At 72.1% G+C, this 24,577-nt stretch carries 20 protein-coding genes and 3 pseudogenes; 11 read left to right on the plus strand and 12 right to left on the minus strand.

What is annotated here, in order from left to right:
- Window positions 1–327: 327 nt before the first annotated feature.
- Window positions 328–516 (plus strand): hypothetical protein, encoded by a 189-nt coding sequence (locus tag ABZ464_RS23280; RefSeq protein ID WP_359279553.1) that lies wholly within the window; start codon window positions 328–330, stop codon window positions 514–516.
- 55 nt (window positions 517–571) lie between these two features.
- Here the strand turns inward: ABZ464_RS23280 and ABZ464_RS23285 are convergent, their stop codons facing one another.
- Window positions 572–2,365, minus strand: coding sequence for a SulP family inorganic anion transporter (locus ABZ464_RS23285; RefSeq protein WP_359279554.1), 1,794 nt, complete (start codon window positions 2,363–2,365; stop codon window positions 572–574).
- Window positions 2,362–2,967, minus strand: coding sequence for a carbonic anhydrase (locus ABZ464_RS23290; RefSeq protein WP_359279555.1), 606 nt, complete (start codon window positions 2,965–2,967; stop codon window positions 2,362–2,364). Before ABZ464_RS23290 ends, ABZ464_RS23285 begins: the two co-directional genes overlap by 4 nt.
- Before the next feature lie 277 nt (window positions 2,968–3,244).
- Here ABZ464_RS23290 and ABZ464_RS23295 point away from each other — a divergent pair, with 277 nt between their 5' ends.
- Together ABZ464_RS23295 and ABZ464_RS23300 are read left to right on the plus strand one after the other, a co-directional pair.
- Window positions 3,245–4,288: a response regulator transcription factor gene (locus tag ABZ464_RS23295; RefSeq protein WP_359279556.1), complete on the plus strand. Its 1,044-nt coding sequence runs from the start codon at window positions 3,245–3,247 to the stop codon at window positions 4,286–4,288.
- On the plus strand, window positions 4,288–5,778 hold the full coding sequence (locus tag ABZ464_RS23300; RefSeq protein ID WP_359279557.1) for a HAMP domain-containing sensor histidine kinase: 1,491 nt from the start codon (window positions 4,288–4,290) through the stop codon (window positions 5,776–5,778). The genes ABZ464_RS23295 and ABZ464_RS23300 overlap by 1 nt, the downstream gene beginning before the upstream one ends.
- Window positions 5,779–5,878: 100 nt before the next feature.
- On the opposite strand, the gene nirD is transcribed toward ABZ464_RS23300, so the two are convergent.
- From nirD to ABZ464_RS23315, 3 genes are read right to left on the minus strand one after another with little or no spacing between them, the layout of a single operon-like run.
- Window positions 5,879–6,232, minus strand: coding sequence for a nitrite reductase small subunit NirD (nirD, locus tag ABZ464_RS23305; protein ID WP_359279558.1), 354 nt, complete (start codon window positions 6,230–6,232; stop codon window positions 5,879–5,881).
- Window positions 6,229–8,832, minus strand: a complete 2,604-nt coding sequence (gene nirB / locus ABZ464_RS23310) for a nitrite reductase large subunit NirB (protein WP_359279559.1) — start codon at window positions 8,830–8,832, stop codon at window positions 6,229–6,231. Before nirB ends, nirD begins: the two co-directional genes overlap by 4 nt.
- A complete protein-coding gene (locus tag ABZ464_RS23315) occupies window positions 8,832–10,046 on the minus strand; it encodes an FAD-dependent oxidoreductase (protein ID WP_359279560.1) in 1,215 nt (404 codons plus the stop codon). Before ABZ464_RS23315 ends, nirB begins: the two co-directional genes overlap by 1 nt.
- 149 nt (window positions 10,047–10,195) lie before the next feature.
- Here ABZ464_RS23315 and ABZ464_RS23320 point away from each other — a divergent pair, with 149 nt between their 5' ends.
- Window positions 10,196–10,978 carry a sulfite exporter TauE/SafE family protein gene (locus ABZ464_RS23320; RefSeq protein ID WP_359279561.1) on the plus strand — a complete coding sequence of 261 codons (783 nt, stop codon included), beginning with the start codon at window positions 10,196–10,198 and terminating at the stop codon, window positions 10,976–10,978.
- Here the strand turns inward: ABZ464_RS23320 and ABZ464_RS23325 are convergent.
- The 3 genes from ABZ464_RS23325 to ABZ464_RS23335 all read right to left on the minus strand — a co-directional run bounded on the left by ABZ464_RS23325 (window position 10,975) and on the right by ABZ464_RS23335 (window position 13,114).
- Entirely contained in the window at window positions 10,975–11,628 is a 654-nt protein-coding gene (locus ABZ464_RS23325; RefSeq protein ID WP_359279562.1) for a class F sortase, read from the minus strand. The two genes, ABZ464_RS23320 and ABZ464_RS23325, sit on opposite strands and share 4 nt — an antisense overlap.
- Window positions 11,629–11,753: 125 nt before the next feature.
- The gene (locus tag ABZ464_RS23330) at window positions 11,754–12,281 is read right to left on the minus strand and encodes a hypothetical protein (RefSeq protein WP_359279563.1); all 528 of its coding nucleotides are present in this window, start codon (window positions 12,279–12,281) and stop codon (window positions 11,754–11,756) included.
- 398 nt (window positions 12,282–12,679) lie between these two features.
- Window positions 12,680–13,114, minus strand: coding sequence for a gamma-glutamylcyclotransferase family protein (locus ABZ464_RS23335; RefSeq protein ID WP_359279564.1), 435 nt, complete (start codon window positions 13,112–13,114; stop codon window positions 12,680–12,682).
- A 143-nt stretch (window positions 13,115–13,257) separates the two neighbouring features.
- Between ABZ464_RS23335 and ABZ464_RS23340 the strand changes: the two genes are divergently transcribed.
- Window positions 13,258–14,904 carry a M4 family metallopeptidase gene (locus tag ABZ464_RS23340; RefSeq protein WP_359279565.1) on the plus strand — a complete coding sequence of 549 codons (1,647 nt, stop codon included), beginning with the start codon at window positions 13,258–13,260 and terminating at the stop codon, window positions 14,902–14,904.
- A gap of 161 nt (window positions 14,905–15,065) precedes the next feature.
- Window positions 15,066–15,806 (plus strand): DUF6215 domain-containing protein, encoded by a 741-nt coding sequence (locus ABZ464_RS23345; protein WP_359279566.1) that lies wholly within the window; start codon window positions 15,066–15,068, stop codon window positions 15,804–15,806.
- Window positions 15,807–15,866: 60 nt separating this feature from the next.
- Here ABZ464_RS23345 and ABZ464_RS23350 read toward each other — a convergent pair whose 3' ends face one another.
- Window positions 15,867–17,405 (minus strand): MFS transporter, encoded by a 1,539-nt coding sequence (locus ABZ464_RS23350; protein WP_359279746.1) that lies wholly within the window; start codon window positions 17,403–17,405, stop codon window positions 15,867–15,869.
- 160 nt (window positions 17,406–17,565) lie between these two features.
- Here ABZ464_RS23350 and ABZ464_RS23355 point away from each other — a divergent pair, with 160 nt between their 5' ends.
- Window positions 17,566–18,294 carry a TetR/AcrR family transcriptional regulator gene (locus ABZ464_RS23355; RefSeq protein WP_359279567.1) on the plus strand — a complete coding sequence of 243 codons (729 nt, stop codon included), beginning with the start codon at window positions 17,566–17,568 and terminating at the stop codon, window positions 18,292–18,294.
- A 23-nt stretch (window positions 18,295–18,317) separates the two neighbouring features.
- Here the strand turns inward: ABZ464_RS23355 and ABZ464_RS23360 are convergent, their stop codons facing one another.
- The gene (locus ABZ464_RS23360) at window positions 18,318–20,420 is read right to left on the minus strand and encodes a molybdopterin oxidoreductase family protein (RefSeq protein WP_359279568.1); all 2,103 of its coding nucleotides are present in this window, start codon (window positions 20,418–20,420) and stop codon (window positions 18,318–18,320) included.
- 317 nt (window positions 20,421–20,737) lie between these two features.
- Here ABZ464_RS23360 and ABZ464_RS23365 point away from each other — a divergent pair.
- Window positions 20,738–21,187, plus strand: a pseudogene (locus ABZ464_RS23365) (AMP-binding protein); the annotation flags it as partial.
- Window positions 21,188–21,436: 249 nt separating this feature from the next.
- Here the strand turns inward: ABZ464_RS23365 and tnpA are convergent.
- On the minus strand, window positions 21,437–21,853 hold the full coding sequence (gene tnpA / locus ABZ464_RS23370; RefSeq protein ID WP_359279569.1) for an IS200/IS605 family transposase: 417 nt from the start codon (window positions 21,851–21,853) through the stop codon (window positions 21,437–21,439).
- 25 nt (window positions 21,854–21,878) lie between these two features.
- Between tnpA and ABZ464_RS23375 the strand changes: the two genes are divergently transcribed.
- The 3 genes and pseudogenes from ABZ464_RS23375 to ABZ464_RS23385 all read left to right on the plus strand — a co-directional run.
- Complete coding sequence (locus ABZ464_RS23375) at window positions 21,879–23,102, plus strand: RNA-guided endonuclease TnpB family protein (protein ID WP_359279570.1); 1,224 nt, start codon at window positions 21,879–21,881, stop codon at window positions 23,100–23,102.
- Window positions 23,103–23,157: 55 nt separating this feature from the next.
- Window positions 23,158–23,448, plus strand: a pseudogene (locus ABZ464_RS23380) (AMP-binding protein); the annotation flags it as partial.
- 16 nt (window positions 23,449–23,464) lie between these two features.
- A pseudogene (locus ABZ464_RS23385) lies at window positions 23,465–23,707 on the plus strand (enoyl-CoA hydratase-related protein); the annotation flags it as partial.
- Window positions 23,708–23,748: 41 nt separating this feature from the next.
- On the opposite strand, the gene ABZ464_RS23390 reads toward ABZ464_RS23385, so the two are convergent.
- Complete coding sequence (locus ABZ464_RS23390) at window positions 23,749–24,426, minus strand: ElyC/SanA/YdcF family protein (RefSeq protein WP_359279571.1); 678 nt, start codon at window positions 24,424–24,426, stop codon at window positions 23,749–23,751.
- Between the last annotated feature and the right edge of the window lie 151 nt (window positions 24,427–24,577).

The raw sequence follows: 24,577 nt of genomic DNA on the forward strand, positions 1-24,577 counted from the left end.
CAGCACCCCCCGGATCATCAAGGACAGGGGCAACGAGTCATACCGGCCCTGAAGGCCACGAGCCCGAACCGGGCTCTACGAGGAAGGTAATGGGCAAGGGGGCGTGCCGGGTGCTGGTTACCTTGCGGGCGGAGTCGACCAAGCGGGAAGCAGGGGAGAGCGCCGTGTACGAGTCCGAGCAGGCCTGGCGGGATGTCGATGCGTACTTCGTGGAGGGCGGCTTGTCGAGGAGGGGGTGGAGCCGTACGACTTCGTGTTCATCGATGCCGACAAGCCCAGCAACCCGAGCATCTGAAGGATTCCCTCGCGCTCACCCGGGTCGGGAGTGTGATCGTCATCGACAACGACGTGCGCAATGGTGCCGTCGTCGATGCCGGCAGTGCCGATGAGCGTGTGCAGGGGGTGCGGACGGTGCTCGACGACATCGCCCCGGACGAGACGCTGGAGGCGACCGCGTTGCGGACCGTGGGGGTGAAGGGGTGGGACGGGTTCACCCTGGTGAGGCGGGTCGGCTGAGGGCGGCCTCTGCGGTGGGGTCCGGCGCCGTTGGGGTGCCGGACCAGGGGGCGTCTCACCTTCCCGCGTACCCCGGCGCGTACTCCTCGGCGTAACGCTGGGCGAAGTCGTCCGGCATGGGGGTGGTGTCCAGGTAGAACCACTCGGCGGTGGGGCCGGGGGTGGGGGGTGTGCGGCGGGGGAGGGGGGTCGGGTGGGGGGTTTCGGGGGGTGTGGGCCTGTTGGTTTGCGGGTGTGGGTGGTGGGTCGTTCGGTCGGGGGCGGGTGTCGGGGGTGATGTGGAGGTGCCCGGCATCAGGAGTTCCACGCGGAGGCCCTTGCCTCGTTGCTGGGCGGTGAACTGTTCCACCTGGCTGCGGCAGGCGTGGTCGAGGTGGGTGACGCCGGTGAGGTCGAGGCGGATGCGGGCTTTGCCGGCTGCGGCGGCGGACTCCAGGGCCTCGATGACCTGGGGGAGGCGTAGGAAGGTCGCGTTGCCCGCCATCACCACCTTTGCGGTGTCTTCCTCGAGGTGTTGGCGGATGACTGTTTGGGACATGCGGATCGCGGCCAGGACTATGCCCGCCGCCAGGCCGATCAGGACGCCTTCGAGAAGTGCTGTCGCCACGATGACCAGGGTTGTGACCGTCATGACCGCGAACTCGCCCCGGTCCTGCCGCCACATCTTCGGGAACTCCTCGGGCGCGAAGAGCTTCCAGCCGCTGTGGATGAGTACGCCGGCGAGGACCGAGATCGGGATCAGGGCCAGGACCTGGGGGAGGAGGAAGGCGAAGGCCAGGAGCCACAGGCCGTGGAGGGTGCGGGAGAGGCGGGTCTTGGCGCCTGCCTGGACGTTCGCCGAGCTGCGGGCCACCACCGCCGTGATGGGGAGGGCGCCGAGCAGACCCGCGACCGTGTTGCCGGCGCCCTGCGCGATCAGCTCGGGGTTGTAGCGGGTGCGCGGGCCGTCGTGCATACGGTCCACCGCGGCCGCCGTGAACAGGGACTCGGCGGAGGCGATCACCGTGAAGGTGAGGATCGCCGTGATGATCCCGGCGTCCGCGAGCCCCGCGAACTGCTCCGGGCCCGGTACGTCCACCGAGGCCAGCAGGTTGCCGACCTGGAGGGTCTTGATCTCCACGCCCGGGATCGCGGCGACCCCGATGCCGATGCCGACCGCGACCAGGGCCGCGGGGACCTTCTTGACCGGGCCCGGCGCCTTCTTCCACAGGAAGGTTAGGACGACGGTGACGGCGCCGAGGCCCGCCGCGATCAGCGCCTGCGGGTCGGCGAAGGTGTCCGCCACCAGACCGGGGATGCCGGCCATGTTCTCGATCGGCGTGCCGGCCGCCTTCGCGTCCATCGCCGGGTACGCCTGGCTGAACATCAGCGGCAGACCGATGCCGGCCAGCATGCCCTGGACGACGGCGAGGGAGATCGCCTGGAAGAAGCGGCCCAGTTTCACCAGGCCCAGGACGATCTGGAGGAGGCCGGAGAAGAGGACGATCACGCCCAGCATCGCCACGCCGTGCTCCAGCACCGTCTCCGCGACCAGCGCCGCGAGACCGGCGGCCGGGCCGCTGACCTGGAGCGTGCTGCCGCGCGCCGCGCCCACCACCAGACCGCCGATGACACCCGAGATGATGCCCAGCTCGGCGGGGACGCCGGAGGCCACGGCCACGCCGATGCAGAGGGGGAGCGCGACCAGGAAGACGACCAGGGAGGCGGTGATCTCCGTGGCCAGGTCGGGCTTTGGGGCCTTCGCCGTCGACGGCGCCCGCGGGGTGTCCGCCGTACGGTCCGTCGAGGGGAAGGCCCGGGTGTCCCGGGCCCTCGCTCCCCGCGTCCGCGTCGCGTGTGCGCCGCTCATGCCGCGTGCACCCGGAACAGACCGTCCTCGTCCAGCTCGTGCACCCGGCCGGTGTCAACCTCGTAGTACCAGCCGTGCAGCCGCAGCCGGCCGCTGTCGAGCCGTCGGCGCGCGGTCGGGTAACTCCGCAACACGGCAAGCTGGTTGACGACATTCAGTTTGGCCACGTCCGGGAGTCGGGGATCCTCCGTCACGCCGTCCAGGACGGGGGCCAGCCGGGGGCGGGCCAGTTGCAGCCACGCGTCCACTCCGGGCAGCGCGGACAGGTCGTCGCCCGACTTGATCGCGCCCATCGCACCGCAGTGGGAGTGGCCACACACCACGATGTCCTGAACGCCGAGCACCTCCAGCGCGTACTCGATGGTGGCGGCCTCGCCCGAGGCGCCCTTCCTGCCGTGCGGCGGAACGATGTTTCCCGCGTTTCGCAGCTCGAATATCTCACCGGGCCGTGCGCCCGTTATCAGGGCTGGAATAACCCGTGAGTCGGAGCAGGTGATGAACAATGCCTCGGGGTATTGCCCCTCGGCCAGCCGCCGGTATTCGCCGCTGTCGAAATCGACCCGCCGTTGGAACGAGCGGGCGCGGTCCAGCAGTGCCTTCATGATTCCTCCCGGTGCTTCCGTCCCAGGTGGGACCCGGTTCTGAGCTGGTCGTCATGGGGGTAAGACCAGGTCTCCACCACCGTAGAGGGGGCTGTGCCAGGCGAAGGTTAGAGGAACACTAAACCGCCGACAAGAATGGGACAGTTTTTGTCCCGCACAGTTCCCGACTGAGCCGCTGCTCACATTCTTCGGAGGGATACGGCGTTTTATCGGTCGCTCTTGTAGCGTGGCCCGTCCACGGAACACGCGAATTCGGTTCACGGGAGAGACGGAACGCATGGGCGTACGAGTCCTGCTCATCGAGGACGACCACACGATCGCCGAGCCGCTCGTCGAGGGTCTCGGGCACTTCGGGTTGACGGTGCATCACGTCAGCACCGGAAGTGCGGGGTTGAGAGGACCGTACGGCGATGTCGTCCTGCTCGACCTGGGGTTGCCCGACGTGGACGGCATCGACGTCTGCCGCGGTATCCGGCAGACCTCCGACGTGCCCATCATCATCCTCAGCGCACGCGGTGAGGAGGCCGACCGGGTGCTGGGCCTCGAACTGGGCGCCGACGACTATCTCGCGAAGCCGTTCAGCATGCGGGAGCTGGTCGCCCGCGTCCGGGCGGTGACCCGACGGACCCACCGGGGCCTGGCGGAAAGGGAGTTCGCAGGCGCAGACGCAGGCGGGGGTGGGGAGCAGCCGGTCGGCGCGGAAGCCTTCGGCGCCGTACCCTCGCCCCCGCCCCTGGGCGCCGTACCCTCGCCCCCGCCCCTGGGCGCCGTACCCTCGCCCCCGCCCGTGGGCGCCGTCCCTCCGCCCCCGCCCCACGACTCCGCACCCCCCTCCCGGCCCTTCGAAGCCGTGGCCGGTGCCGTCGGTCCGCTCGTCGTCGACCGGCGGACGCGTCAGGTGTGGGTGGGGGAGCGGGCGGTGACGCTGACGCCGAAGGAGTTCGAGCTGCTCGCCCTGCTCACCGAGGACCCGGGGGCGGTGTACTCGCGGCAGCAGATCCTCGACCGGGTCTGGGACCCGCACTACGAGGGACCGACCAAGACGCTGGACGTCCATGTCGCCACCCTGAGAAGGAAGTTGGGCAATCCCGCCTGGATCCAGACCCTGCGCGGAGTCGGCTTCCGGCTGGCGGTCCACACCCGGCCGCCCGCCAACCAGCCCACGCCCGCCAACCAGCCCACTTACGCATCACAGCAGTACCAGACCTCCGACCCGTACGCCTCCGACCGGTACGCCTCCGACCCGTACGATCAGCCCGCCCACGACTCCCCGTTCACCCGCCGCCCCTCCCCGGCTCCCCATCCCTCGGCGGCCTTCTGATGACCCGTCGGCTGCTCCTCAGCTACCTCACGCTCGCCGCCCTGCTCCTGCTCGCGCTGGAGATCCCGCTCGGCTTCGTCTACTCGCGGGGTGAGCGGGAGCGGGTGATCAACGCGGCGAAGGACGAGGCGGAGTCGGTGTCGGCGTTCGCCTCGCTGTCCGTCTCGGCGGGCCGGGCCGCACAGGATCTGCCCGAGCGGGCCGCCCACTGTGCCGAGCGCATCGGCGGCAAGGTGCTGATCGTCGACCAGGGCGGCGCCCTGCTGGCCAGCTCGCATCCGCTGAGCGCGGCCGAGGAGGCCGGTCTCGCCTCCTGGCCGGGGATCGCGGCGGCGCTGCGCGGCACCGCGACGGCGGATGTGCGCACCTCCACGATCGGCGGGGTGGAGTATCTGGCGGTGGCCACGCCCGTACGGCACGGCGTCGAGGAACAGGGGGCCGTACGGATCACCGTGCCGACGAGGATGGTGGCCGACCGGGTGCACCACGTCTGGCTGCTGCTCGTCCTCGGCGGGCTCGCCGCGCTCACCGCGGTCGTCGTGGTCGGCTTCGGCATCGCTCGCTGGACCGGCCGGCCCATCCGCGAACTGGAGCACGCCACCCACGAGTTGGCCGTCGACGGTACCGCCGTACCGGTGGCGATCACCAAAGGGCCGCCGGAGGTGCGCAGTCTGGCCGCCACCTTCAACCGCACCGCCGCCCGCCTGGAGCACCTCCTGGCCTCCCAGCGGGCCTTCGCCGGTGAGGCCTCGCACCAGCTGAAGACCCCGCTCGCGGCGCTCAGGCTGCGGCTGGAGAACCTGGAGAACGACATCGCCCTGAACGCCCGGGGCTCGCTCACCGCGGCGCTCACCGAGACCGACCGGCTGGCCCGGATGGTCGAGGGGCTCCTGGCGATGGCCCGGCTCGACGAGAGCGCGGTCGAACGGGAGCCGGTGGACCTCGGGCGGGTGTGCGCGGAACGCCATCGCGCGTGGAGCCCGCTGTACGAGCAGCACGGCGTGTGGCTGGCGCTGGCCGGGGACTACACCGGCGAGGTGCTGGCCCTGCCGGGGGCGGTGGAGCAGATCCTCGACAACCTGCTCTCCAACGCCCTGCGGGTGTCGCCCCCGGGGTCCACCGTCTCGATCGACCCGCGCCGGCCCGCGCTCCAGGAACGCCGCTTCCCGCACCGTGCGGCGGGCCCGGGCCCGGTCGAGCTGCACGTCATGGACGAGGGGCCCGGGATGACCGAGGAGCAGCGCCGCCGCGCCTTCGACCGCTTCTGGCGCGCCCCGGACGCCCCGAAGGGCGGCACGGGGCTGGGGCTGGCCCTGGTGCAGCGCCTCGCGCAGGCGAGCGGGGGCGAGGTGGTCCTGCGGCGGGCGCCGCTCGGCGGCCTGGACGCGGTGGTCCGGCTGCCGGTGGCACCGGGCCGGGCCGGTGGTACGGGGGTCCCGTCGCAGCGTCCGGGAAGACCCCTCCAGACGGCGGCGCCCGGCGGACGCTGATGCCGGACGGAAAAACCGACGGTGACCCGGGTCGACGCTGACCCGGGTCACCGTGGGGCTTCACCACCGGCGTGGAACCGGCGTGGAACCGGCGTGGAGATCAGGCCGCCGCGCGCACCTCGTACGTCGCGATGCGTACCGTCTCGTCGTCCAGGCACTCCCCCGACACGAGGTCGAAGCGCTGCTTGAGCAGCGGCGAGGCGACGAACGGGCGGCCCTGGTGGGTGCCGGTCAGGCCGCGGGAGAGGACTGCCGCCCCGCCGAACGGGTCACGGTTGTCGACGGCGTACAGCTCGCCCGCGCGGTCGCGGAAGAGGGCGACCTGGCGGCCGTCGGGCAGCAGCGCGGCCACGCCGCGGCCCGGGGTCAGCGAGGTCAGGTCGCAGATGGTGAACCAGTCCTCGTCCAGCCGGAGCTGGATCTTCAGGTCGGTCGTCTCGGGTGCCAGGGTCATCGCTGGGCACTCCCTTCCAGGGGACGGTGGCCGATGGTCAGCAGCGGCAGGTCGGGCTTGATCTGGTCGCGCTCGGGGACGAAGCCGACGACCGGGTCGGGGGTGTCCGGCGCGTTGACGAAGGACACGAACCGGGCGAGCTTCTCGGGATCGTTGATGGTGGTGGCCCACTCGTCGGCGTAGTGCGCCACGTGGTCCGTCATCAGGGACTCCAGCTCCTCGCAGATGCCGAGGGAGTCCTCCACGACCACGTCGCGGACGTGGTCCAGGCCGCCGGGGATCCGCTCCAGCCAGGTGGAGGTGCGCTCCAGGCGGTCGGCGGTGCGGATGTAGAACATCAGGAAGCGGTCGATCAGGCGGATCAGTTCGGCGTCGGAGAGGTCCTGGGCGAGCAGGTCCGCGTGGCGCGGGGTGGCGCCGCCGTTGCCGCCGACGTACAGGTTCCAGCCGTTGGAGGTGGCGATGACGCCGAAGTCCTTCGACTGGGCCTCGGCGCACTCGCGGGCGCAGCCCGAAACGGCGGACTTGAGCTTGTGGGGGGACCTGAGCCCCCGGTAGCGCAGCTCCAGGTCGATCGCCATGCGGACGGAGTCCTGGACGCCGTAGCGGCACCAGGTCTGGCCCACGCAGGACTTGACGGTCCGCAGCGACTTTCCGTAGGCGTGGCCGGACTCGAAGCCGGCGTCCACCAACCGGGTCCAGATCAGCGGGAGTTGCTCGACGCGGGCGCCGAACATGTCGATCCGCTGACCGCCGGTGATCTTCGTGTAGAGGCCGAAGTCGCGGGCGATCTCGCCGATCACGATCAGGCCCTCGGGGGTGATCTCACCGCCGGGGATGCGCGGGACGACGGAGTACGAGCCGTTCTTCTGCAGGTTGGCGAGGAAGTGGTCGTTGCTGTCCTGGAGCGCCGCCTGCTCGCCCTCCAGGACATAGCCGCTCGCGCCGATCGTGGGGGCCAGTGAGGCGATGATCGAAGCCACCGCGGGCTTGCAGATCTCGCAGCCGTCGCCGCCCCGGGCCTCCTCGCGGCCGTACCGGTCCAGCAGACCCTGGTAGGTGTTGATGCGCAGGGCGAGGACGATCTCGTAGAGCTCCTCGCGGGTCTGCGAGAAGCAGCCGCACAGGCCCTTGTCGACCTCGACGCCGGACGCCTCCAGCTCGGCGGTGACCAGCTGGCCGAGGACCTTGACGCAACTGCCGCAGCCCGTACCGGCCTTGGTGCACTTCTTGACCTCGGGCACGGTGGTGCAGGAGTGCTCGGTCACCGCGCCGCGGATCGCGCCCTTGCTGACGTTGTGGCAGGAGCAGATGATCGCGTCGTCGGGGAGGGCGGACGGGCCGAGCTGGGCGCCCCCGCTCGCGCCGGCCGGCAGCACCAGCGACTCCGGCGAGACCGGCGGGACGGACCCGGTGAAGGCCTTCAGCGTGCCGTACGCCTCCGCGTCGCCGACCAGGATGCCGCCGAGCAGGGTGCCGTCCCGGCCGATGACCAGCTTCTTGTACAGGCCCGCGCGGGAGTCGGAGTAGACGACGTCGAGGCAGTCGTCGGTGGTGCCGTGCGCGTCGCCGAAGGACGCCACGTCCACACCGAGCAGCTTCAGCTTGGTGGACAGGTCGGCGCCGGTGAAGGCGGCCTCGTCGGCGGCGATGGTGGCCGCGGCCGTCTCGGCCTGCTCGTAGCCCGGCGCGACCAGGCCGTACACCCGGCCGTCCGCGGCCAGCGCGCACTCGCCGATCGCGAACACGTGCGGGTCGTTCGCCGTACGGCACTGCTCGTCGACGGCGATGCCGCCGCGCTCGCCGACGGTGAGGCCGCAGTCCCGGGCGAGCTGGTCCCGCGGCCGGACACCGGCGCTGAACACCACCAGGTCGGTGGCGAGTTCGGAGCCGTCGGACAGCTTCATCCCGGTGACGGCGCCGGCCTCGTCGACCACGATCTCCTGGGTGCCCACGCCCGTGTGGACGCTCAGGCCCATCTCCTCGATGGTGCGCAGCAGGGCCGCGCCGCCGCCGTCGTCGACCTGCACCGGCATCAGCCGGGGGGCGAACTCCACGATGTGCGAGGTGAGTCCGAGGCCCTTGAGCGCGCCGGCCGCCTCCAGACCGAGCAGACCGCCGCCGACCACGGCGCCCGTCGTCGCGGTCTTCGCGTACTCCTCGATCGCGAGGAGGTCCTCGATGGTGCGGTAGACGAAACAGCCCTGGGCGTCCTTGTTCGGGACCGGCGGCACGAAGGGGTAGGAGCCGGTGGCGAGGACGAGGGTGTCGTAGGCGAAGACCTGACCGGACTTGGCGGTCACCGTCCGGGCCTCGCGGTCGACCGTGACGGCCGGGTCGCCGACGTACAGCTCGATGCCCTGCGCCGCGATGAACTCCATGTCGGTCATGGAGAGGTCCTCGGGCGTCTTGCCCGAGAAGTACGAGGTGAGCGCCACGCGGTCGTACGCGGGGCGGGGCTCCTCGCAGAGCACGACCACGCGGTGCGTGGCGGTCAGGCCGCGCTCGGCCAGCGCTTCGAGGAAGCGCTGGCCGACCATGCCGTGGCCGACGAGCACGATCGTGGGGGTGGCCTCCGTGGCCTCCGGGGTGGCGGTCATCAGGAGCCTCCGTCGTTGGTGAGCAGGTGGAGCAGGGGGCCGCCGTCGGAGGGGAGCGGCTCTGCTCCCTCCCAGGCGCGCGCCAGCGCGCCGACGGTGCCGAGTTCGCCGACGAGGACCCCGCCGACCAGGCGGTCGTCGCGGACGACGACCTTGCGGTAGGTCCCCCGGGTGGCGTCGGCGAGCTGGACGACGTCGTCGCCGGGGAGCGGCTCGGTCTCGCCGAACGCGGCGAGGTCGAGGACGCCGTTCCCGGAGAGGGTGAGCCGGGTGAGGACGCGGGTGCCGCCGTAGCGGGCGGCCGGGTCGCCGGCGAGCGACTCGGCGAGGGCCTCGGCCTGTTCGAGCGCCGGGGCGGCGAGGCCGTACACGGTCCCGTCGTGCTGGGCGCAGTCGCCGATCGCACGGATGTGCGGGTCCGAGGTGCGCAGTTCGTCGTCGACGAGGACGCCCTTGTGCACGGCGAGCCCCGCCTCCTTGGCGAGACCGGCGCGCGGGGAGACCCCGCAGGCCAGCACCACCAGATCGGCGTCGAGGGCGTAGCCGTCGGACATCTCGACGGAGCGGACGGCGCCGCCGACGCAGCGCACGTCGCGGACCCGGCACTCGGTGTGGACCTCGACGCCGAGGTCGGCGAGGTGCCGGCGCACCAGCTTCGAGGCGGCGGGGTCGAGCTGACGCTCCATGAGCCGCTCGGACTGCTGGGCGAGGACGACCTGCGCGCCGCGCATCGCGAGGGCGCGGGCCGCGGAGACTCCGAGGAGCCCGCCGCCGATGACGACCGCCCGCACCCCGGGCCGTACGGCCTTCGACAGGCCCAGGCAGTCGTCCATGGTGCGGAACGCGTGGACGCCCTCGGGCAGCACGTGGTCGGGGGTGAACAGCCCGCGCAGGGGCGGCAGTACGGGGTTGGAGCCGGTGGCGAGGACCAGCGTGTCGTATGCGATCTCCGAGCCGTCCGCGCAGCCGACGGTGCGCCGGGCGCGGTCGATGCCGGTGACGCGGGCGCGGACCAGTCCGGCGGGCGCGGGCAGGGCGATCACCTCGGGGGCGTACCGGCCGGCCAGCACCTCGGCGAGCAGGACCCGGTTGTACGGGCGGTGCTCCTCGTCGCCGACGAGCAGCGCGGGCACGCCCAGCTCACCGAGCCGACGGGCGAGTCGTACGCCCGCGAGGCCGGCGCCGATCACCACCACACGCGAATTCGAGGTCATGCCCTTGAGCGTGCGGTGCGGAGGTTACCCGGTCGCATCACGGTTGTTTCCCGCGAGGAACGCTGCCCTCAGCGGGGGCCGGGTGGGGGTGTGAGGGTTTCCGAGGGGTGCGTGGCCTGTGCATTCATCCGGGCCGTAGGGTCATGACCATGCCCGACATCCCCCTCGCCATGATCGCCCTCCTCTGTCTCGCCGCGCTCGCGGCCGGCTGGATCGACGCGGTGGTGGGCGGGGGAGGGCTGCTGCTTCTGCCGGTGCTGCTGCTCGGGCTGCCCGCCGGGACCCCGGCCGCGTCCGCGCTCGGCACCAACAAGGCGGTGGCGATCGTGGGGACCTCCGGCGCGGCGGTGACCTACGCCCGCAACGCGCCGGTCGATGTGCGCACCGCCGTACGGATCGGCCTCGCGGCGCTCGCGGGGTCCTCGGCGGGGGCGTTCTTCGCGGCCGGGATGAGCACGGAGGTGCTGAAGCCGCTGATCATGGTCGTGCTGTTGCTGGTGGCCGCGTTCGTGATCGCGCGCCCCGCGTTCGGCACCGCCCCGGCGACCGGGCCCGCCACCCGCCGCCGGATCCTCACCGCGATCGGCCTCGCGGGCCTCGGCATCGGCTTCTACGACGGTCTGATCGGCCCCGGCACCGGGACGTTCCTGGTCCTCGCCCTCACCGCGACCCTCCACCTCGACCTGGTCGCCGCCTCGGCCACCGCGAAGATCGTCAACTGCTGCACCAACGCCGGTGCCCTCGCCACCTTCGCCTGGCAGGGCAGTGTGCTGTGGCGGCTCGCCGCCCTGATGGCCCTCTTCAACCTCGCGGGCGGCACCCTCGGCGCCCGCACGGCCCTGAAGAAGGGCAGCGGGTTCGTACGGGTGGTGCTGCTGACGGTGGTGTTCGCGCTGGTGGGGAATCTGGCGTGGCAGCAGTGGGTCGCCTAGCCGGGGGCGCGGCTCCCGGTGAGACGGGCGAACACGACCACGTTCCCCTGGTAGCCGGTGGTCTTCGCGTAGGCGCCGCCGCAGGTGATCACCCGTAGCTCGGGGCGCGGGGCGGCGCCGTAGACCTTGGCGTCGGGGAAGCGGTGGGCGTCGTAGACCTCCACCGCGTCCACGGTGAAGACGGCGACCGTGCCGTCGAGGCGGTCCACCTCGATTGTGGCGCGCTTGCGCAGGGCGCCGAGGTCGTAGAAGACGGCGGGGCCGTCGGCGTTGTCGACATGGCCCGCGACGATCGCGGTGCCCCGCTCGCCGGGGGTGGTCCCGGCCTCGTACCAGCCGGCCAGGTTCTCCCGGTCGGCGGGCGGGGCGGCCAGGCTCCCGGCCGGGGTCAGGGGGAGACCGGTCAGCGGGGCGTCGACGCGGAGGGCGGGGATACGGATCCGGGTGGGCGGGGAGGGCGGCAGGGCCGGGGCGGAGGGTATCGCCGTGTCACCGTTCCTCGCCCTGCCCCCGTCGCCGCCCGAGTGCGCCTGGGCGGCGGACGGCTGGGGCGGGGCGTGCGTCTCGGTGCCGTTGTGCAGCAGCCACGCGCCCGCGCACAGAGCGGTCGCGGTGACCGTCGCTATGAGGGTGTTGCCGACCCTGCGCATCCCAACCCTCCTGCCTCACGGGGCCGTACGGGGCGCCCCGTACCCCCCTCCGGGCCGCGAGGGGCGTCGGACCCGGAGGGGGAGGGGACATGCGGTACCGGTGGACGGACAGCGGAGGGTGTCCGTCAGATCCCGTCGCCTCTCGCCCGGCGATGCAGGAGCCAGGTACCGCCCGCGGCGGCGACGGCGAGTGCCGCCACACCGGCCGCGGTCTCCACGGGGTCGGGGCCGAGTGCGCCGCCGACCCCCGTCTTCACACTTCCGCGCGGCGCCACCGGCCGCCGCGCCGAGGCCAGCGTCACCACCAGGTCCCCGGTGAGCCGCCGGCCGCCCCGCGCGCACTGCGCGACGATCTCGTACGTCCCCGGCTGCGCGCTCGGCGGCACCCGGAACCCGCCGGTCGCCTCGCCCGGTCGCGCGCCCGGTACGAGCGTGAACCGCCCGGCGCCCACCGCGCCCGCGTCGCCCGCCGCCGTGCCGTCCGCGCCGCACGCCGAGGTGTCCACCGTGACCGGGTCGCCGGGGACGACGCCGACGGGGTGGATCTTCAGGTCCGCGGCCACGTCCCGCGCCCCGTACGCCGGGACCGCGATCCCGCCCGCGACGGCGACGGCGAGCGCGGTGCCGGTCAGCAGACGGGTGGTACGTCGCATCTGTGCTCCCTCGAGCGCCTCGGATCGCGTCCCTGCCTTTCCGAGGTAAGTCCCCGCACGGCGAGCGCGCTTCCTGAAGGGCTGTCAGGAATGGGGTGAACGGGTGTCGGGCGGCACGCGGACCGGGGCCTTCGGGCAGCCGTTTCGCCAGGTCACCGGGGTGGCTGCGACGAGCCGGGCAAAACCGACGGAAAAGGCGCCCGGAGGGGGTGTGAACGGGTGAGCGGTAGGTGGGGGTGGGCTGCGGGTGGAGAGTTGCGGGTGGCGGGTGGGCCGGTCACCGGTGCTCGGCAGGGCGGCGGGTGGGCCGGTCGTCGGTGGTCGGGTGTGCGTGCGCCGGGTGGGCCGGTCGTCGGTGGGCGGGTCGGTGCCGGGTCGGCCGGTCGCCGGTGGGCGGGTCAGGGGCGGGACAGCCAGTCGCCGGTCTTCATGAGCGTGCCCCGGGTGCGCAGCCGGGCGGCGATCCGTGGTGCCGCCAGGTAGACCCAGGCCCGCGTCGAGCCGTCGCCGACGGTCACCTCGCGGATCACCCGCTCGTACAGGCTGCGCGGATCGCCCGGCGTGTACTCCTCCAGCCGGTCCAGTTCGGCGAGCAGCCGCTCGTAGGCCTCGGGGCGGGCGGTGACCAGGTCGCCGGTGACGGTCCCGCCGGGCTCCTCGACCGCGTAGGGGTAGCCGGGCCCGTCGTAGAGCACCGCGCCGGTCAGCCGGGCCGGTTCCTCGCGCAGGGTGCGGCCGCGCAGGAAGATGTCGTGGTTGACCTCGCCGGGGCGCAGCGTGCCGTAGACGAAGAACGGCAGGTGGGGGCGGGGCGGGGTGGTCGGTGTGCTCACGGAAACGATTCTCTCCCCTCACCACACCGGCACGCGGGCGCTCTGGACATGAGTTGTCATGCCCCCTTAAATCTCACCACGGCTTCATGAGCCGCCCCCACACGCGCCCCCGGGGCGCCCTTCCGAGGAGACCGAGCAGACTGATGAGTCGGATACGGCAGCACGTCCGAGGTTCCCGTCTCGCCACCGCCGGCATCGCCGTCACCACGGCGACCCTGCTGGCCGCCGTACTCTCCCCGGCCGCCGACGCGGCCGGCAGACCCACCCGCGCCACCGCGCTCGACCACGCCGCGGCCGCCCTCGCCGACCACGCCGCGAGCCTGGGTCTGACCGCCCCCCAGGACACCGCGGTCCGGGACGTCGTCATCGACAAGGACGGCACCCAGCACGTCCGCTACGACCGCACCTACCGCGAACTCCCCGTCCTGGGCGGCGACTTCGTGGTCCACCTGGCGCCCGACGGCGCCTACCGCAGCGCGAACCGGGCGACGCGGGCGGCGATCTCACTGCCGACCATCACCCCGAAGCTCTCCGCGCCGAGGGCCGCCGACGCCGCCGTGAACGCCCTGCGCGCGGCCCACCTCGGCGAGACCCTCAAGCAGGTCAAGGCCAAGCCGCAGCTGGTCGTCGACGCCCTGCACGGCACCCCGAAGCTGGCCTGGCGCACCGACGCGGTCGGCCTGGACTCCCTCGGCAACCTGGTCGCCCGCACGGTGCTGACCGACGCGCGCACCGGCGCCCAGCTCGACGCCTGGGACACCATCGAGACGGCCACCGGCGACGGGCAGTCGATGTACGGCGGCACGGTTCCGCTGGAGACCACGCTCTCGGGGACGACGTACCAGCTCAAGGACTCGACGCGCGGCAACACGTACACCGGTGACGCCGAGAACAAGACCGACCTGTGCATCTTCGGCATCTGCATCAGCCGCGCCCCGGCGACGCTGTTCACGGACACCGACAACCACTGGGGCACCGGCGCCGCGGCCGACCGCTCCACGGCGGCCGTCGACGCGCAGTACGGCACCAACGTGACCTGGGACTACTACAAGAACGTGCACGGCCGCAACGGCATCGGCAACGACGGGAAGGGCTCCTACAACCGGGTCCACTACGGCAACAACTACGCCAACGCCTTCTGGGACGACAGCTGCTTCTGCATGACGTACGGCGACGGCAACGGCACCCAGCTCGGCCCGCTGGTGGCGCTGGACGTGGCCGGCCACGAGATGTCCCACGGCGTGACGTCGAAGTCCGCCAACCTCACCTACTCCGGCGAGTCTGGCGGCCTCAACGAGGCCACCTCCGACATCTTCGGCTCGCTGGTGGAGTTCTACGCGAACAACTCCACCGACGTCGGTGACTATCTGATCGGCGAGAAGGTGGTCCGCTCCGGACTCGGCCGGGACGCCCTGCGCTACATGGACAAGCCGAGCAAGGACGGCAGCTCCGCCGACTACTGGAGCAGCTCGGTCGGCAACCTCGACGTTCACTACTCCTCCGGCGTCGCCAACCACTTCGCCTATCTGCTCGCGGAGGGCAGCGGCTCCAAGACCATCAACGGCGTCACCTACAACTCCCCGACGTCCAACGGCTCCACGGTCACCGGGATCGGCCGGGACAAGCTGGGCGCCATCTGGTACCGGGCGCTGACGGTCTACATGACGTCCTCCACGAACTACGCCGGCGCCCGGACGGCGACCCTCAACGCCGCCCGCGACCTCTACGGCTCCGGCAGCACGGAGTACAACGCGGTCGCCGCGGCCTGGACCGCGGTGAACGTGAACTGAGCCCGGGGGACCGGCCGTTCGGCCCGGTCCGGTGTGCGGGAGGCGCGAGAGGCACGTGAAGAGGGCGTGAAGACTACTCGCTTTCCCGCACACCGCCCGCCCGGTTAGGCTCCCTGCGCGCACGACCGGCGCGACCAGGGGGAACCGGGGGTAACAAGGACATGACCGAGGAAGCCGGGAGAGTCACGGCGGCCGAGCGGGGCCCGAACGCATGGGTGCAGGTGATCGCGGCGTTCGTGGTGGTGGCGGCGCTGGCGGGGGGCCTGTGGAAGGTCCAGAAGGACGACCGCGCGCAGGAGAGCGGCGCCGCCGCGCCCGTCGGGCCGATCTCCTGCTCGTCGGCCACGCCCACGGGGGTGCCGACGATGGTGCGGGCGGGCGTGAAGTACGTCTCCGCCAACCAGCTCTGCCAGGCGCTGAACCGCCCCGACCTCGCCGCACTGCTCGGCACGCCGGGGGAACGGGCGCAGTCGTACGGCGGCGACGACGACTCCGTCACGCTGGGCGGCAGTGACGTCCCGGCCCCCGAGATGAACGTCACGCTGCCGACGTACTCCGTCCAACTGTCGGCGTCCTTCGACCACTTCGCGGTCAAGGACATGGCCCGCCTGCTGGGCGGCGACGCCCGGGAGCGGACCTTCCTCGGGCGCCCGGCGGTGCTGTACTCGGACCGGACCTACGCCTTCATCTTCGGCATCCGTCCCGCCGAGGGCAGCGCATCCAGCGCGCCCAGCCACCCCACCCGCCGACTCGTCGTCGCCCGGGACCCCAAGGACGGCGGCGGTTCCTACGACATCGCCCTCTGGCGCCAGGACTCCGAGACGCCCAACGACGCGGTGCTCCTCCGGCTCGCCGAGCGGATCCTGCCGACCCTTCCCGGATGGGCCGGCTCCGGTTCCTGACGCACCAGAGCCGGGACGGCCGGCACCCCGTGCGGGTGCCGGCCGTCCCGGTGCCGGGGCTCAGACCGCCAACTCCTGCGCCTGCTCCGGCTGCTGTTCCGGCTGCTGTGCCGACTCCGGCGGGGCCGGTGTCTCCCGCTGCTTCCGCTCGGGGTCCCGCATCACCAGCGCCGCCAGGATCGCCGCCGCCAGGACGCCGATCGCGCTGACCGTGAAGGTCGTGGTCATCGAGGCGGTGAAGGCCTCGCGGGCCGCCTGGACCAGCTCCTGGTCGCCGTGCGCGGTCGCCAGGGCGCCGGCGATCGACTGGCGGGCGGTCTCGGGGGCGTCGGCCGGCATCCGCTCGGCGTAGCCGTCGGCCAGGAGCGAGCCGAGGATCGCGATGCCGAGGGCGGTGCCGGCCTGCTGGACGGTGTCGTTCAGGGCCGAGCCGACGCCCGCCCTGTCCTCGGGGATGGTGCCCATCAGCGCGCCCACCGCGGCCGGCATCGCCATGCCCGCGCCGAAGCCGAGCAGGCCGAGGGCGACGGCGGGGATCGTGAAGCCGGAGCCGGCGTCGACCGTGGTCAGCAGGGCGAAGCAGACGACCATCACCAGCATGCCGGCGAGGACGACGAACCGGTTGCCGATCTTCGCCGCCAGCTTCACGCCCAGCCCGTTGCCGACCAGCGCGGCGACGGCGAGCGGCAGGAAGGCGAGGCCCGCCCGGACGGGGGAGTAGCCGAGCACGAACTGCAGGTACTGGGTCAGGACCAGCAGCAGACCGCCGTTGCCGATCTGGACGAGCGCCAGCGACAGCGAACCGCCGCTGAAGTTGCGGTGCTTGAACAGGACCAGCGGGACCATCGGCGTCCGCGTGACGTTCTCCCAGATCACGAAGCCGGCCAGGGCGAGGACGGCCACGGCGAGGCTGAGGGCGGAACGGCCGCCGAACGCCCCGTGCTGCGGGATCTCGATGATCCACCAGACCAGCGCGGTCATCCCGACCGCGGAGAGCACGGCGCCCAGCGGGTCCGGCTTCTGCCACGGCGCCCGGGACTCCGGCATCAGGACCACAGCGGCGACGAGGGCCAGGACGACGACCGGGACGTTGAGGAAGAAGATCGAGTGCCAGGAGAAGTGGTCGATCAGGACGCCGCCCAGCACCGGACTGCCCACCAGGCCGAGCATCGACACCGAACCCCAGGCCGCCATGGCCCTGCCCCGCTCCTCCTCGTCGAAGACCGTGATGAGGATCGAGAGCGTGGACGGCATGATCAGCGCGCCGCCCACGCCCATCGCGGTGCGGACGGCGATGACCTCGCCGGGGCTGGTGCAGACCGTGGCCGCCAGGGAGGCCGCCCCGAAGAGCACCAGGCCGATCAGCATCACCCGCCGACGGCCGAACCGGTCGCCGAGGCTGCCCGAGGTGAGCAGCAGGCCAGCGAAGACCAGGATGTAGGAGTCGAGGATCCACTGCGTGTCCTGGGCGCTCGCCCCGAGGTCCTCGGTCATCGAGGGCACCGCGACGGTCAGGGCCATGCTGTCGATCGTCAGGACCAGTGTGCTCAGGCACAGCACGACGAGGATCCACCAGCGGCGTGGATTGCGGCTTTCCATGGACGTCAGGTCCCTTCGCATCGGGTCCCCCTCGGGGATGCGTACAGTGTTCCGTTCGATGCGCACACTGTACGCACGATGGAACAGTGTGCGCAAGTCTTGAACTCTGTACGCTGGAGGCGCACGTCGTACGCCAACCTGTCGACCCGGGAGTGGAGCCATGGCCGCCGCCAGGACGAAGAACCCGAACCCCGTCCCGTCCGTCTGGACCCGGCAGAAGCGCGAACCCGACCAGCCCTCGCTGAGCCGGGACGCGATCGTCCGGGAGGCCGTCGCGATGCTGGACGCCGAGGGCGTCGAGGCGCTGAGCATGCGCAAGCTGGGCGCCCGCCTGGGCGCGGGCGCGACCTCCCTGTACCGGCACGTGGCCACCAAGGACGAGCTGATGGAACTCGCCCTGGACGAGGTCGCCGGCGAACTGCGCGTGCCGCCCGCCGACCGCCAGGACTGGCGCGGCGCCGTCACGCAGGCCGCCGTGTCCTTCCGCGCGACGGCGCTACGGCACCCGTGGCTGTCCTCGGTCCTCGGCCAGGCCGGCCTCGTCTATCTCGGCCCCAACCTGATGGCCTACTCCGAGCGGCTCGCGGCCCTCTTCACAGCCGTCGGCTTCCCCGACCCGGGCCGCGCGGTCGAGCCGGTCCTGTCCTACGTCATCGGAATTAGCACCACCGAGGCCGCCTGGCTCACCACGGTCGCCCGCTCCGGCGAGACCGAGGCGGAGTTCGTCGCCCGCCTGATGCCCGCCGCCCGGCAGGCCGCCGCCGACTACGGCCACCTCTCCGGCGAGTACGCCACCGGGACGCCCGACCCGGCCGCCGTACGCGAGGACAAGTTCGCCTACGGCCTGGAGGTCGTCCTCGACGGCCTCGCCCTGCGGCTGCCCCGCTGAGACCCGCTGAGACCCGCCGGGACCTACGCCGAGGCGTTCTCCGCCCGCTCCACCCGCACCGCGCACACCTTGAACTCCGGCATCCGCGAGGTCGGGTCCAGGGCCGGGTTGGTCAGGGTGTTGGCGCGGCCCTCGCCCGGCCAGTGGAACGGCATGAAGACCGTGTCCGGGCGGATCCCGGTGGTGATGCGGGCGGGGGCGACGGCCCGGCCGCGCCGGGACACCACGGCCACCGGATCGCCCTCGGCCGCCCCGAGGCGCGCCGCGAGCCGGGGGTGCAGCTCCACGAACGGGCCGGGCGCGGCGGCGTTCAGCTCGTCCACCCGGCGGGTCTGCGCACCGGACTGGTACTGCGAGACGACCCGGCCGGTGGTGAGGAGCACCGGGTAGTCGTCGTCCGGTTCCTCGGCGCTCGGACGGTGCGAGACGGGCACGAACCGCGCCCGGCCGTCGGGGGTCGCGAAACGGTCGAGGAAGAGGCGGGGCGTGCCGGGGTGCACCGGAGCAGCGGACACGGGGGCCGGTGTCGGGCAGGGCCAGAACACGCCCTCCTCCTCCGCGAGTCGCCGGTAGGTGATCCCGGAGTAGTCCGCGATCCCGCCCGCGCTGGCCCGGCGCAGCTCCTCGAAGACCTCTTCGGGGTCGGTCGGGAAGCCCTTCTCCACGCCCAGCCGGTCCGCCAGCTCGTGCAGGACCTCCAGGTCGCTGCGGACGCCGTCCGGCGGGGTGAGCGCCTGCCGGCGCAGCAGCACCCTGCCCTCGAGGTTGGTCGTCGTGCCCGTCTCCTCCGCCCACTGGGTGACCGGCAGGACCACGTCCGCGAGGGCCGCCGTCTCCGACAGCACCACATCGCAGACGGCGAGGAATTCGAGGGACCTGAGGCGTTCCTCCACATGCGCGGCGCGCGGCGCCGACACGACCGGGTTCGACCCCATCAGCAGCAGGGACTTCACGTCCGTGCCGAGCGCGTCCAGCAGCTCGTACGCGCTGCGGCCCGGTCCGGGCAGGGAGTCGGGGTCCACGCCCCACACCTCGGCCACGTGCCGGCGCGCCGCCGGATCGTCCAGCTTGCGGTAGCCGGGCAGCTGGTCGGCCTTCTGGCCGTGCTCGCGCCCGCCCTGTCCGTTGCCCTGGCCGGTGAGACAGCCGTAGCCGGACAGCGGCCGGCCCGCGCGGCCGGTGGCCAGGCAGAGGTTGATCCAGGCGCCGACGGTGTCGGTCCCCTTGGACTGCTGCTCGGGTCCACGCGCGGTGAGCACCATCGCGGCCTCGGGCGCGCAGAACAGCCGTACGGCCTCCCGGAGTTGAGGAACGGACACCCCCGTGATCCGTTCCACGTACTCCGGCCAGTGGGCCATGGCCGCCGCGCGGGCGTCCTCCCAGCCGACGGTCCGCTCGGCGACGTACTCCTCGTCGACCCGCCCCTCGGCGACGACGAGGTGCAGCAGTCCGAGCGCGAGCGCGAGGTCCGTGCCCGGCCTGGGCGCGAGGTGCAGATCGGCCTGCTCGGCCGTCTTCGTGCGGCGCGGGTCGACGACGATCAGCGTGCCGCCGTTCTCCCGCAGTTCGTGGAGGAAGCGCAGGAACGGCGGCATGGTCTCGGCGGGGTTCGACCCGACGAGGATCACGCACCCCGTGCGCGGGATGTCCTCCATCGGGAACGGCAGCCCCCGGTCCAGCCCGAACGCCTTGATGCCGCCCGCCGCCGCCGACGACATGCAGAAGCGGCCGTTGTAGTCGATCTGCGAGGTGCCGAGCACCACCCGCGCGAACTTGCCGAGCGCGTACGCCTTCTCGTTCGTCAGCCCGCCCCCGCCGAACACCCCGAGCGCGTCGGCGCCGTACGAGGACCGTACGCGGGTCAGCTCCCCGGCGATCCGGTCCAGCGCCTCCTCCCAGGAGGCCGGCACGAGCGCGTCCCCGGAGCGCACCAACGGCGAGGTCAGCCGGACGCCCGGGGCCAGCACCGCCGGCGCGGTGCGGCCCTTGCCGCACAGGGCGCCCCGGTTCACCGGGAAGTCCGGGCGCTCGACCACCTCGACGCCCCCCGTGGGCAGGGGCGACAGGGCCATCCCGCACTGCAGGGCGCAGTACGGGCAGTGGGTGGGCGTCGAGGTGGTCCGCATGCGGTTCAGCGTGCTTCGGCCGTGTTACGCCCCGTGCGGTCTCCTGTTACGGCGGTGTGGTCGTGCCCTCCCCTGCGCGGGGGTGCCGTCGTGAGGGTTGCCTGAGGAGCGGGTGTGACAGAAGGCGCCTCACGTGACTCATTTCGTACCGTAGTTGGCCGGTCACACATGGTTGAGAGTTGAAGAGCCGCCATTACAGTCGAGAACGCGCACGACCCCGCACGGCATCGCACGACCGCACGGCGTTCGAATCCCCGGGCATGCCGCCGCCCCGGACATGTCACCGACACTCGAACCAGCCTGGAGGTCCCCCCGACATGCCTCTGCGCCATCTCACCCCCCATGACCGGCACCTCTTCCGTCAGTACGGCCGAGGCCCCGCCGTCCCCGTCCCGGATCCGCTGATCCACCGCGCCGTCGAACGGCGGGCCGCCGCCACACCCCACGCGGTCGCCGGCGAACACCAGGGCGCGACCCTCACCTACGGCGAACTGGACCGCTACGCCGACGCCGTCGCCGCCCGGCTGGCCCGCGAGGGCGTCCGCCCCGGCGATCACGTCGGGCTCTTCGTCCGCCGCTCGATCCCGATGCTCGTCGGCCTGCTCGGCATCCTGAAGGCGGGCGCGGCCTACGTCCCCCAGGACATCGGCCTCGCGCCGAGGGCCCAGCTCGACCATGTGGTGCGCACCGCCGCCACCGCCGTCGTCCTCACCCAGCGCGAGCACCTCGCCCGGGTCCCCGCCGGCCCCCGGGTGATCGCCCTCGACGGCCCCCTCGACGGCCCCCCCCCGGGCGACTCTCTCGACGGCCCCCTCGGACCGGCGGCCCCGGCGCCCCGCCCCCGGATCGCCCCCGACGACGGCTGCTACCGGGATTCATTCGCAGTGCCCCGGCGTTCACGCCGGGGGTGAAGCGAATCTGATGGTGGCGACGCGGAGCGTCGCCGCATCTGCTCCGGCGGAGCCGGAGATGGCACATCCGTCATGACGGCCCGTCCGGGCGGAGCCGGGGAACGCTCATGCCGGCCGGTTCTGCTGTTCGATGTACTGCCTGACCACGGTGAGTGGGGCGCCGCCGACGGTTCCGGCGAAGTAGGAGCCGGACCACAGCTTGTTGGCCCGCCAGTAGTGGCGTACCAGGTCGGGAAATTCTTGGCGCAGGCGGCGCGAGGAGACGCCCTTGAGGGAGTTGACCAGCTTGGTCACGGCGACCTTGGGCGGGAAGTTCACGAGCAGGTGGACGTGGTTGTCCTCGCCGTTGAACTCCACCAGCTCGCACTCGAAGTCCGTGCACACCGACCGCATGATCTCCTCCATGCGCCTCAAGTGGGCATCGGTGAACACTCCATGCCGGAACTTGGTCACGAAGACCAAGTGCACATGCATCATGAAAGTACAGTGGCGACCAGTTCTGATTTCCTGCATCTCACCCATAACCCAAGTATGTAGGGTGACGGTCATGCAGCTCAGGTACAGCTTCCGTTTGTACCCGGACCCCGGCCAGCAGAGGGCGTTGGCGAAGGCGTTCGGGTGCGCCCGCGTCATCTACAACGACGCGGTGCGTGCCCGCGAGGACGCCCGCACGGCGGGGCTGCCGTTCCCGACGGCCGGCCAGCTGTCCACCCGTCTGATCACGGACGCGAAACGCACGTCGGCGCGGTCCTGGCTGGGTGAGGTCTCCGCGGTGGTGCTCCAGCAGTCCCTGCGGGACGCCGAGACCGCGTACCGCAACTTCTTCGCCTCCCTCAAGGGCGATCGCAAGGGGCCCAGGACGGGTGCTCCCCGTTTCAAGTCCCGCAAGGACACCCGGCAGTCGATCCGGTTCACCGCCAACGCCCGCTGGTCCATCACCGACAAGAAGCGCCTGAACCTGCCGAAGATCGGCGCGGTGAAGGTGAAGTGGTCCCGTGCCCTGCCCGCCACCCCCACCTCCGTCACCGTCGTCAAGGACGCCGCGGGCAGGTTTTTCGCGTCTTTCGTCATCGACACCGACCCTGCCGCCGACGCGGCCCGGATGCCCGACACCGTCCGCACCGTCGGCATCGATCTCGGCCTGACCCACTTCGCCGTCCTGTCCACCGGCGAGAAGATCGACTCCCCCAGGTTCCTGCGCCGCGCGGAGAAGAAGCTGAAGAAGGCCCAGCGGGAGATGTCCCGCAAGCAGAAGGCAAGCAAGAACCGTGAAAAGGCCCGCCTGAAGGTCGCCCGCGCCCACGCCCACGTCGCTGACGCACGCCGTGAGTTCCACCACCAGCTCTCCACCAGGCTGATCTCCGAGAACCAAGGGATCGCGGTGGAGGACCTGTCGGTGAAGGCGCTGGCCCGCACCAAGCTGGCCAAGTCCGTGCACGACGCGGGATGGTCATCGTTCCTCGGCATGCTCCAGTACAAGGCGGAGCGGTACGGACGCACTCTGGTGAAGATCGGCCGGTTCGAGCCGACCTCCCAGACCTGCTCTGCCTGCGGCGTCAAGGGCGGACCCAAGCCCCTCGATGTCCGGGAATGGACGTGTGCCGCCTGCGGCGCCGTCCACGACCGGGACCACAATGCCGCGATCAACGTGAAGACGGCCGCCGGACTGGCGGTATCGGCCTGCGGAGCGCCGGTAAGACCAGGAGTGATCCCGGCACAGCGCGAAGAAACAGGAAGCCACGGAATCCCGACCGGAAACCGTGCCGCGTAGCGGCACAGGATCACGTCGAGAAGGCCAGAATCCTCGCCCTCCAGGGCGAGGAGCATGTCAAGTCCTGTTCACCTCCGGCACCACCGGCCGCCCCAACGGGGTGAAGGTCACCCACCGCAACGTCGCCAACATCCTCCTCACCCAGCCCGGCGCCCTCGGCATCGGCCCCGGCGACCTGGTGGCCCAACTCCTCAACGTGGCCATCGACATGGCTGCCTGGGAGATCCTCGGCTGCCTCGCGCACGGCGCCACCCTCGTCATCCGCGGCAGGGACATCGCGGCGGCGGCCCGCACCGCCACCGTGCTGATCGCCACCCCGACCGTGCTGTCCGGCATCGACCCGGCGGGCCTGCCCCCGGGTGCGGGTCGTCCCGGACGAGCGGGCCCTGCCCGAGGCCCTTCGGGCGGCGGCGACGATCGCCTCGTACGGCCGTCTCGCGGTCCGCGCGGCCCGCGAGTGCGTGGACCGGGCCCTGGAGACCGGTCTGCGCGACGGCGTCCGCCACGAACGCCGCGCCTTCCACGCCCTGTTCGCGACACAGGACCAGAAGGAGGGCATGACGGCGTTCCTGGAGAAGCGCCCCCCGGTGTTCCGGGGCCGCTGACGACCGGGGGCGGGAGCGGCGGCCTCCTCTCCCGCCCCCGGTCACTTCCCCGCCGCCAGCGCCCGCGCCACGCCCTTCTCCTTCGGGCCGAGGAACCGCGGATCCGGCTCGAACACCGCGTCCAGGGCCGCCTTGCCCGCCGCGAAGATCTCCCGGGTGCCCCCGTAGTACCAGGTCACGTCGTGCTTGGCGTCGACACCGACGCCGTACGAGTCGACGCCCGCCGCCTCGCACAGGGCGACCGCCCGCCGGATGTGGAAGCCCTGGCTGATCAGCACCGCCCGGTCCACGCCGAAGATCTTCTTGGCCCGCACACAGGAGTCCCAGGTGTCGAAGCCGGCGTAGTCGCTGACGATCCGCGCGTCCGGCACCCCGTGCCCGGTGAGATACGCCCGCATGGCGTCCGGCTCGTCATAGTCCTCACGGCTGTTGTCGCCGGTGACGAGGACGACCTCGATCCGGCCCTCCCGGTACAGCTTCGCCGCCGCGTCGAGCCGGTGCGCCAGATACGGCGACGGCTCCCCGTCCCACAGCCCCGCGCCGAAGACCACGGCGACCTCCCGGCGCGGCGCCCCCGCCGTCGTACCGATCCGGTCGCCCGTGGACACGAACAACCAGGTGACCGGCAGCAGCGCGAGCACACACCCGGCCATCACCGTCTGCACCAGCCGGCGCCGCCCGGCACGGGTGCGCGGCAGCCGCGGTCGACGGATGTTCATGAGATGCCCCCTGCGTGGATCCGGCTCGAAATCCCGTTCGGCCCGGGAAGACGCAGCGTACGGTGATCCGGTTCGCCCGCCGGCGGAGGGGCCCCGGACCTCACAGCGCCCCGACCCCCGCCGTGAACCCCCGGAAAATACTCGTGACGGT

It is taken from the genome of Streptomyces sp. NPDC005820 (genome assembly GCF_040630255.1).
Lineage (GTDB): Bacteria > Actinomycetota > Actinomycetes > Streptomycetales > Streptomycetaceae > Streptomyces.

Coding starts and splice junctions, on each gene's coding strand:
- ABZ464_RS23390 (WP_359279571.1), bottom strand. CDS start 24,426: ATGAACATCCGTCGACCGCGGCTGCCGCGCACCCGTGCCGGGCGGCGC.
- ABZ464_RS23350 (WP_359279746.1), bottom strand. CDS start 17,405: ATGGAAAGCCGCAATCCACGCCGCTGGTGGATCCTCGTCGTGCTGTGC.
- ABZ464_RS23345 (WP_359279566.1), top strand. CDS start 15,066: ATGACCGAGGAAGCCGGGAGAGTCACGGCGGCCGAGCGGGGCCCGAAC.
- ABZ464_RS23285 (WP_359279554.1), bottom strand. CDS start 2,365: ATGAGCGGCGCACACGCGACGCGGACGCGGGGAGCGAGGGCCCGGGAC.
- ABZ464_RS23375 (WP_359279570.1), top strand. CDS start 21,879: ATGCAGCTCAGGTACAGCTTCCGTTTGTACCCGGACCCCGGCCAGCAG.
- ABZ464_RS23330 (WP_359279563.1), bottom strand. CDS start 12,281: ATGCGACGTACCACCCGTCTGCTGACCGGCACCGCGCTCGCCGTCGCC.
- ABZ464_RS23360 (WP_359279568.1), bottom strand. CDS start 20,420: ATGCGGACCACCTCGACGCCCACCCACTGCCCGTACTGCGCCCTGCAG.
- ABZ464_RS23315 (WP_359279560.1), bottom strand. CDS start 10,046: ATGACCTCGAATTCGCGTGTGGTGGTGATCGGCGCCGGCCTCGCGGGC.
- ABZ464_RS23300 (WP_359279557.1), top strand. CDS start 4,288: ATGACCCGTCGGCTGCTCCTCAGCTACCTCACGCTCGCCGCCCTGCTC.
- ABZ464_RS23290 (WP_359279555.1), bottom strand. CDS start 2,967: ATGAAGGCACTGCTGGACCGCGCCCGCTCGTTCCAACGGCGGGTCGAT.
- ABZ464_RS23340 (WP_359279565.1), top strand. CDS start 13,258: ATGAGTCGGATACGGCAGCACGTCCGAGGTTCCCGTCTCGCCACCGCC.
- ABZ464_RS23320 (WP_359279561.1), top strand. CDS start 10,196: ATGCCCGACATCCCCCTCGCCATGATCGCCCTCCTCTGTCTCGCCGCG.
- nirD (WP_359279558.1), bottom strand. CDS start 6,232: ATGACCCTGGCACCCGAGACGACCGACCTGAAGATCCAGCTCCGGCTG.
- tnpA (WP_359279569.1), bottom strand. CDS start 21,853: ATGGGTGAGATGCAGGAAATCAGAACTGGTCGCCACTGTACTTTCATG.
- ABZ464_RS23325 (WP_359279562.1), bottom strand. CDS start 11,628: ATGCGCAGGGTCGGCAACACCCTCATAGCGACGGTCACCGCGACCGCT.
- nirB (WP_359279559.1), bottom strand. CDS start 8,832: ATGACCGCCACCCCGGAGGCCACGGAGGCCACCCCCACGATCGTGCTC.
- ABZ464_RS23295 (WP_359279556.1), top strand. CDS start 3,245: ATGGGCGTACGAGTCCTGCTCATCGAGGACGACCACACGATCGCCGAG.
- ABZ464_RS23355 (WP_359279567.1), top strand. CDS start 17,566: ATGGCCGCCGCCAGGACGAAGAACCCGAACCCCGTCCCGTCCGTCTGG.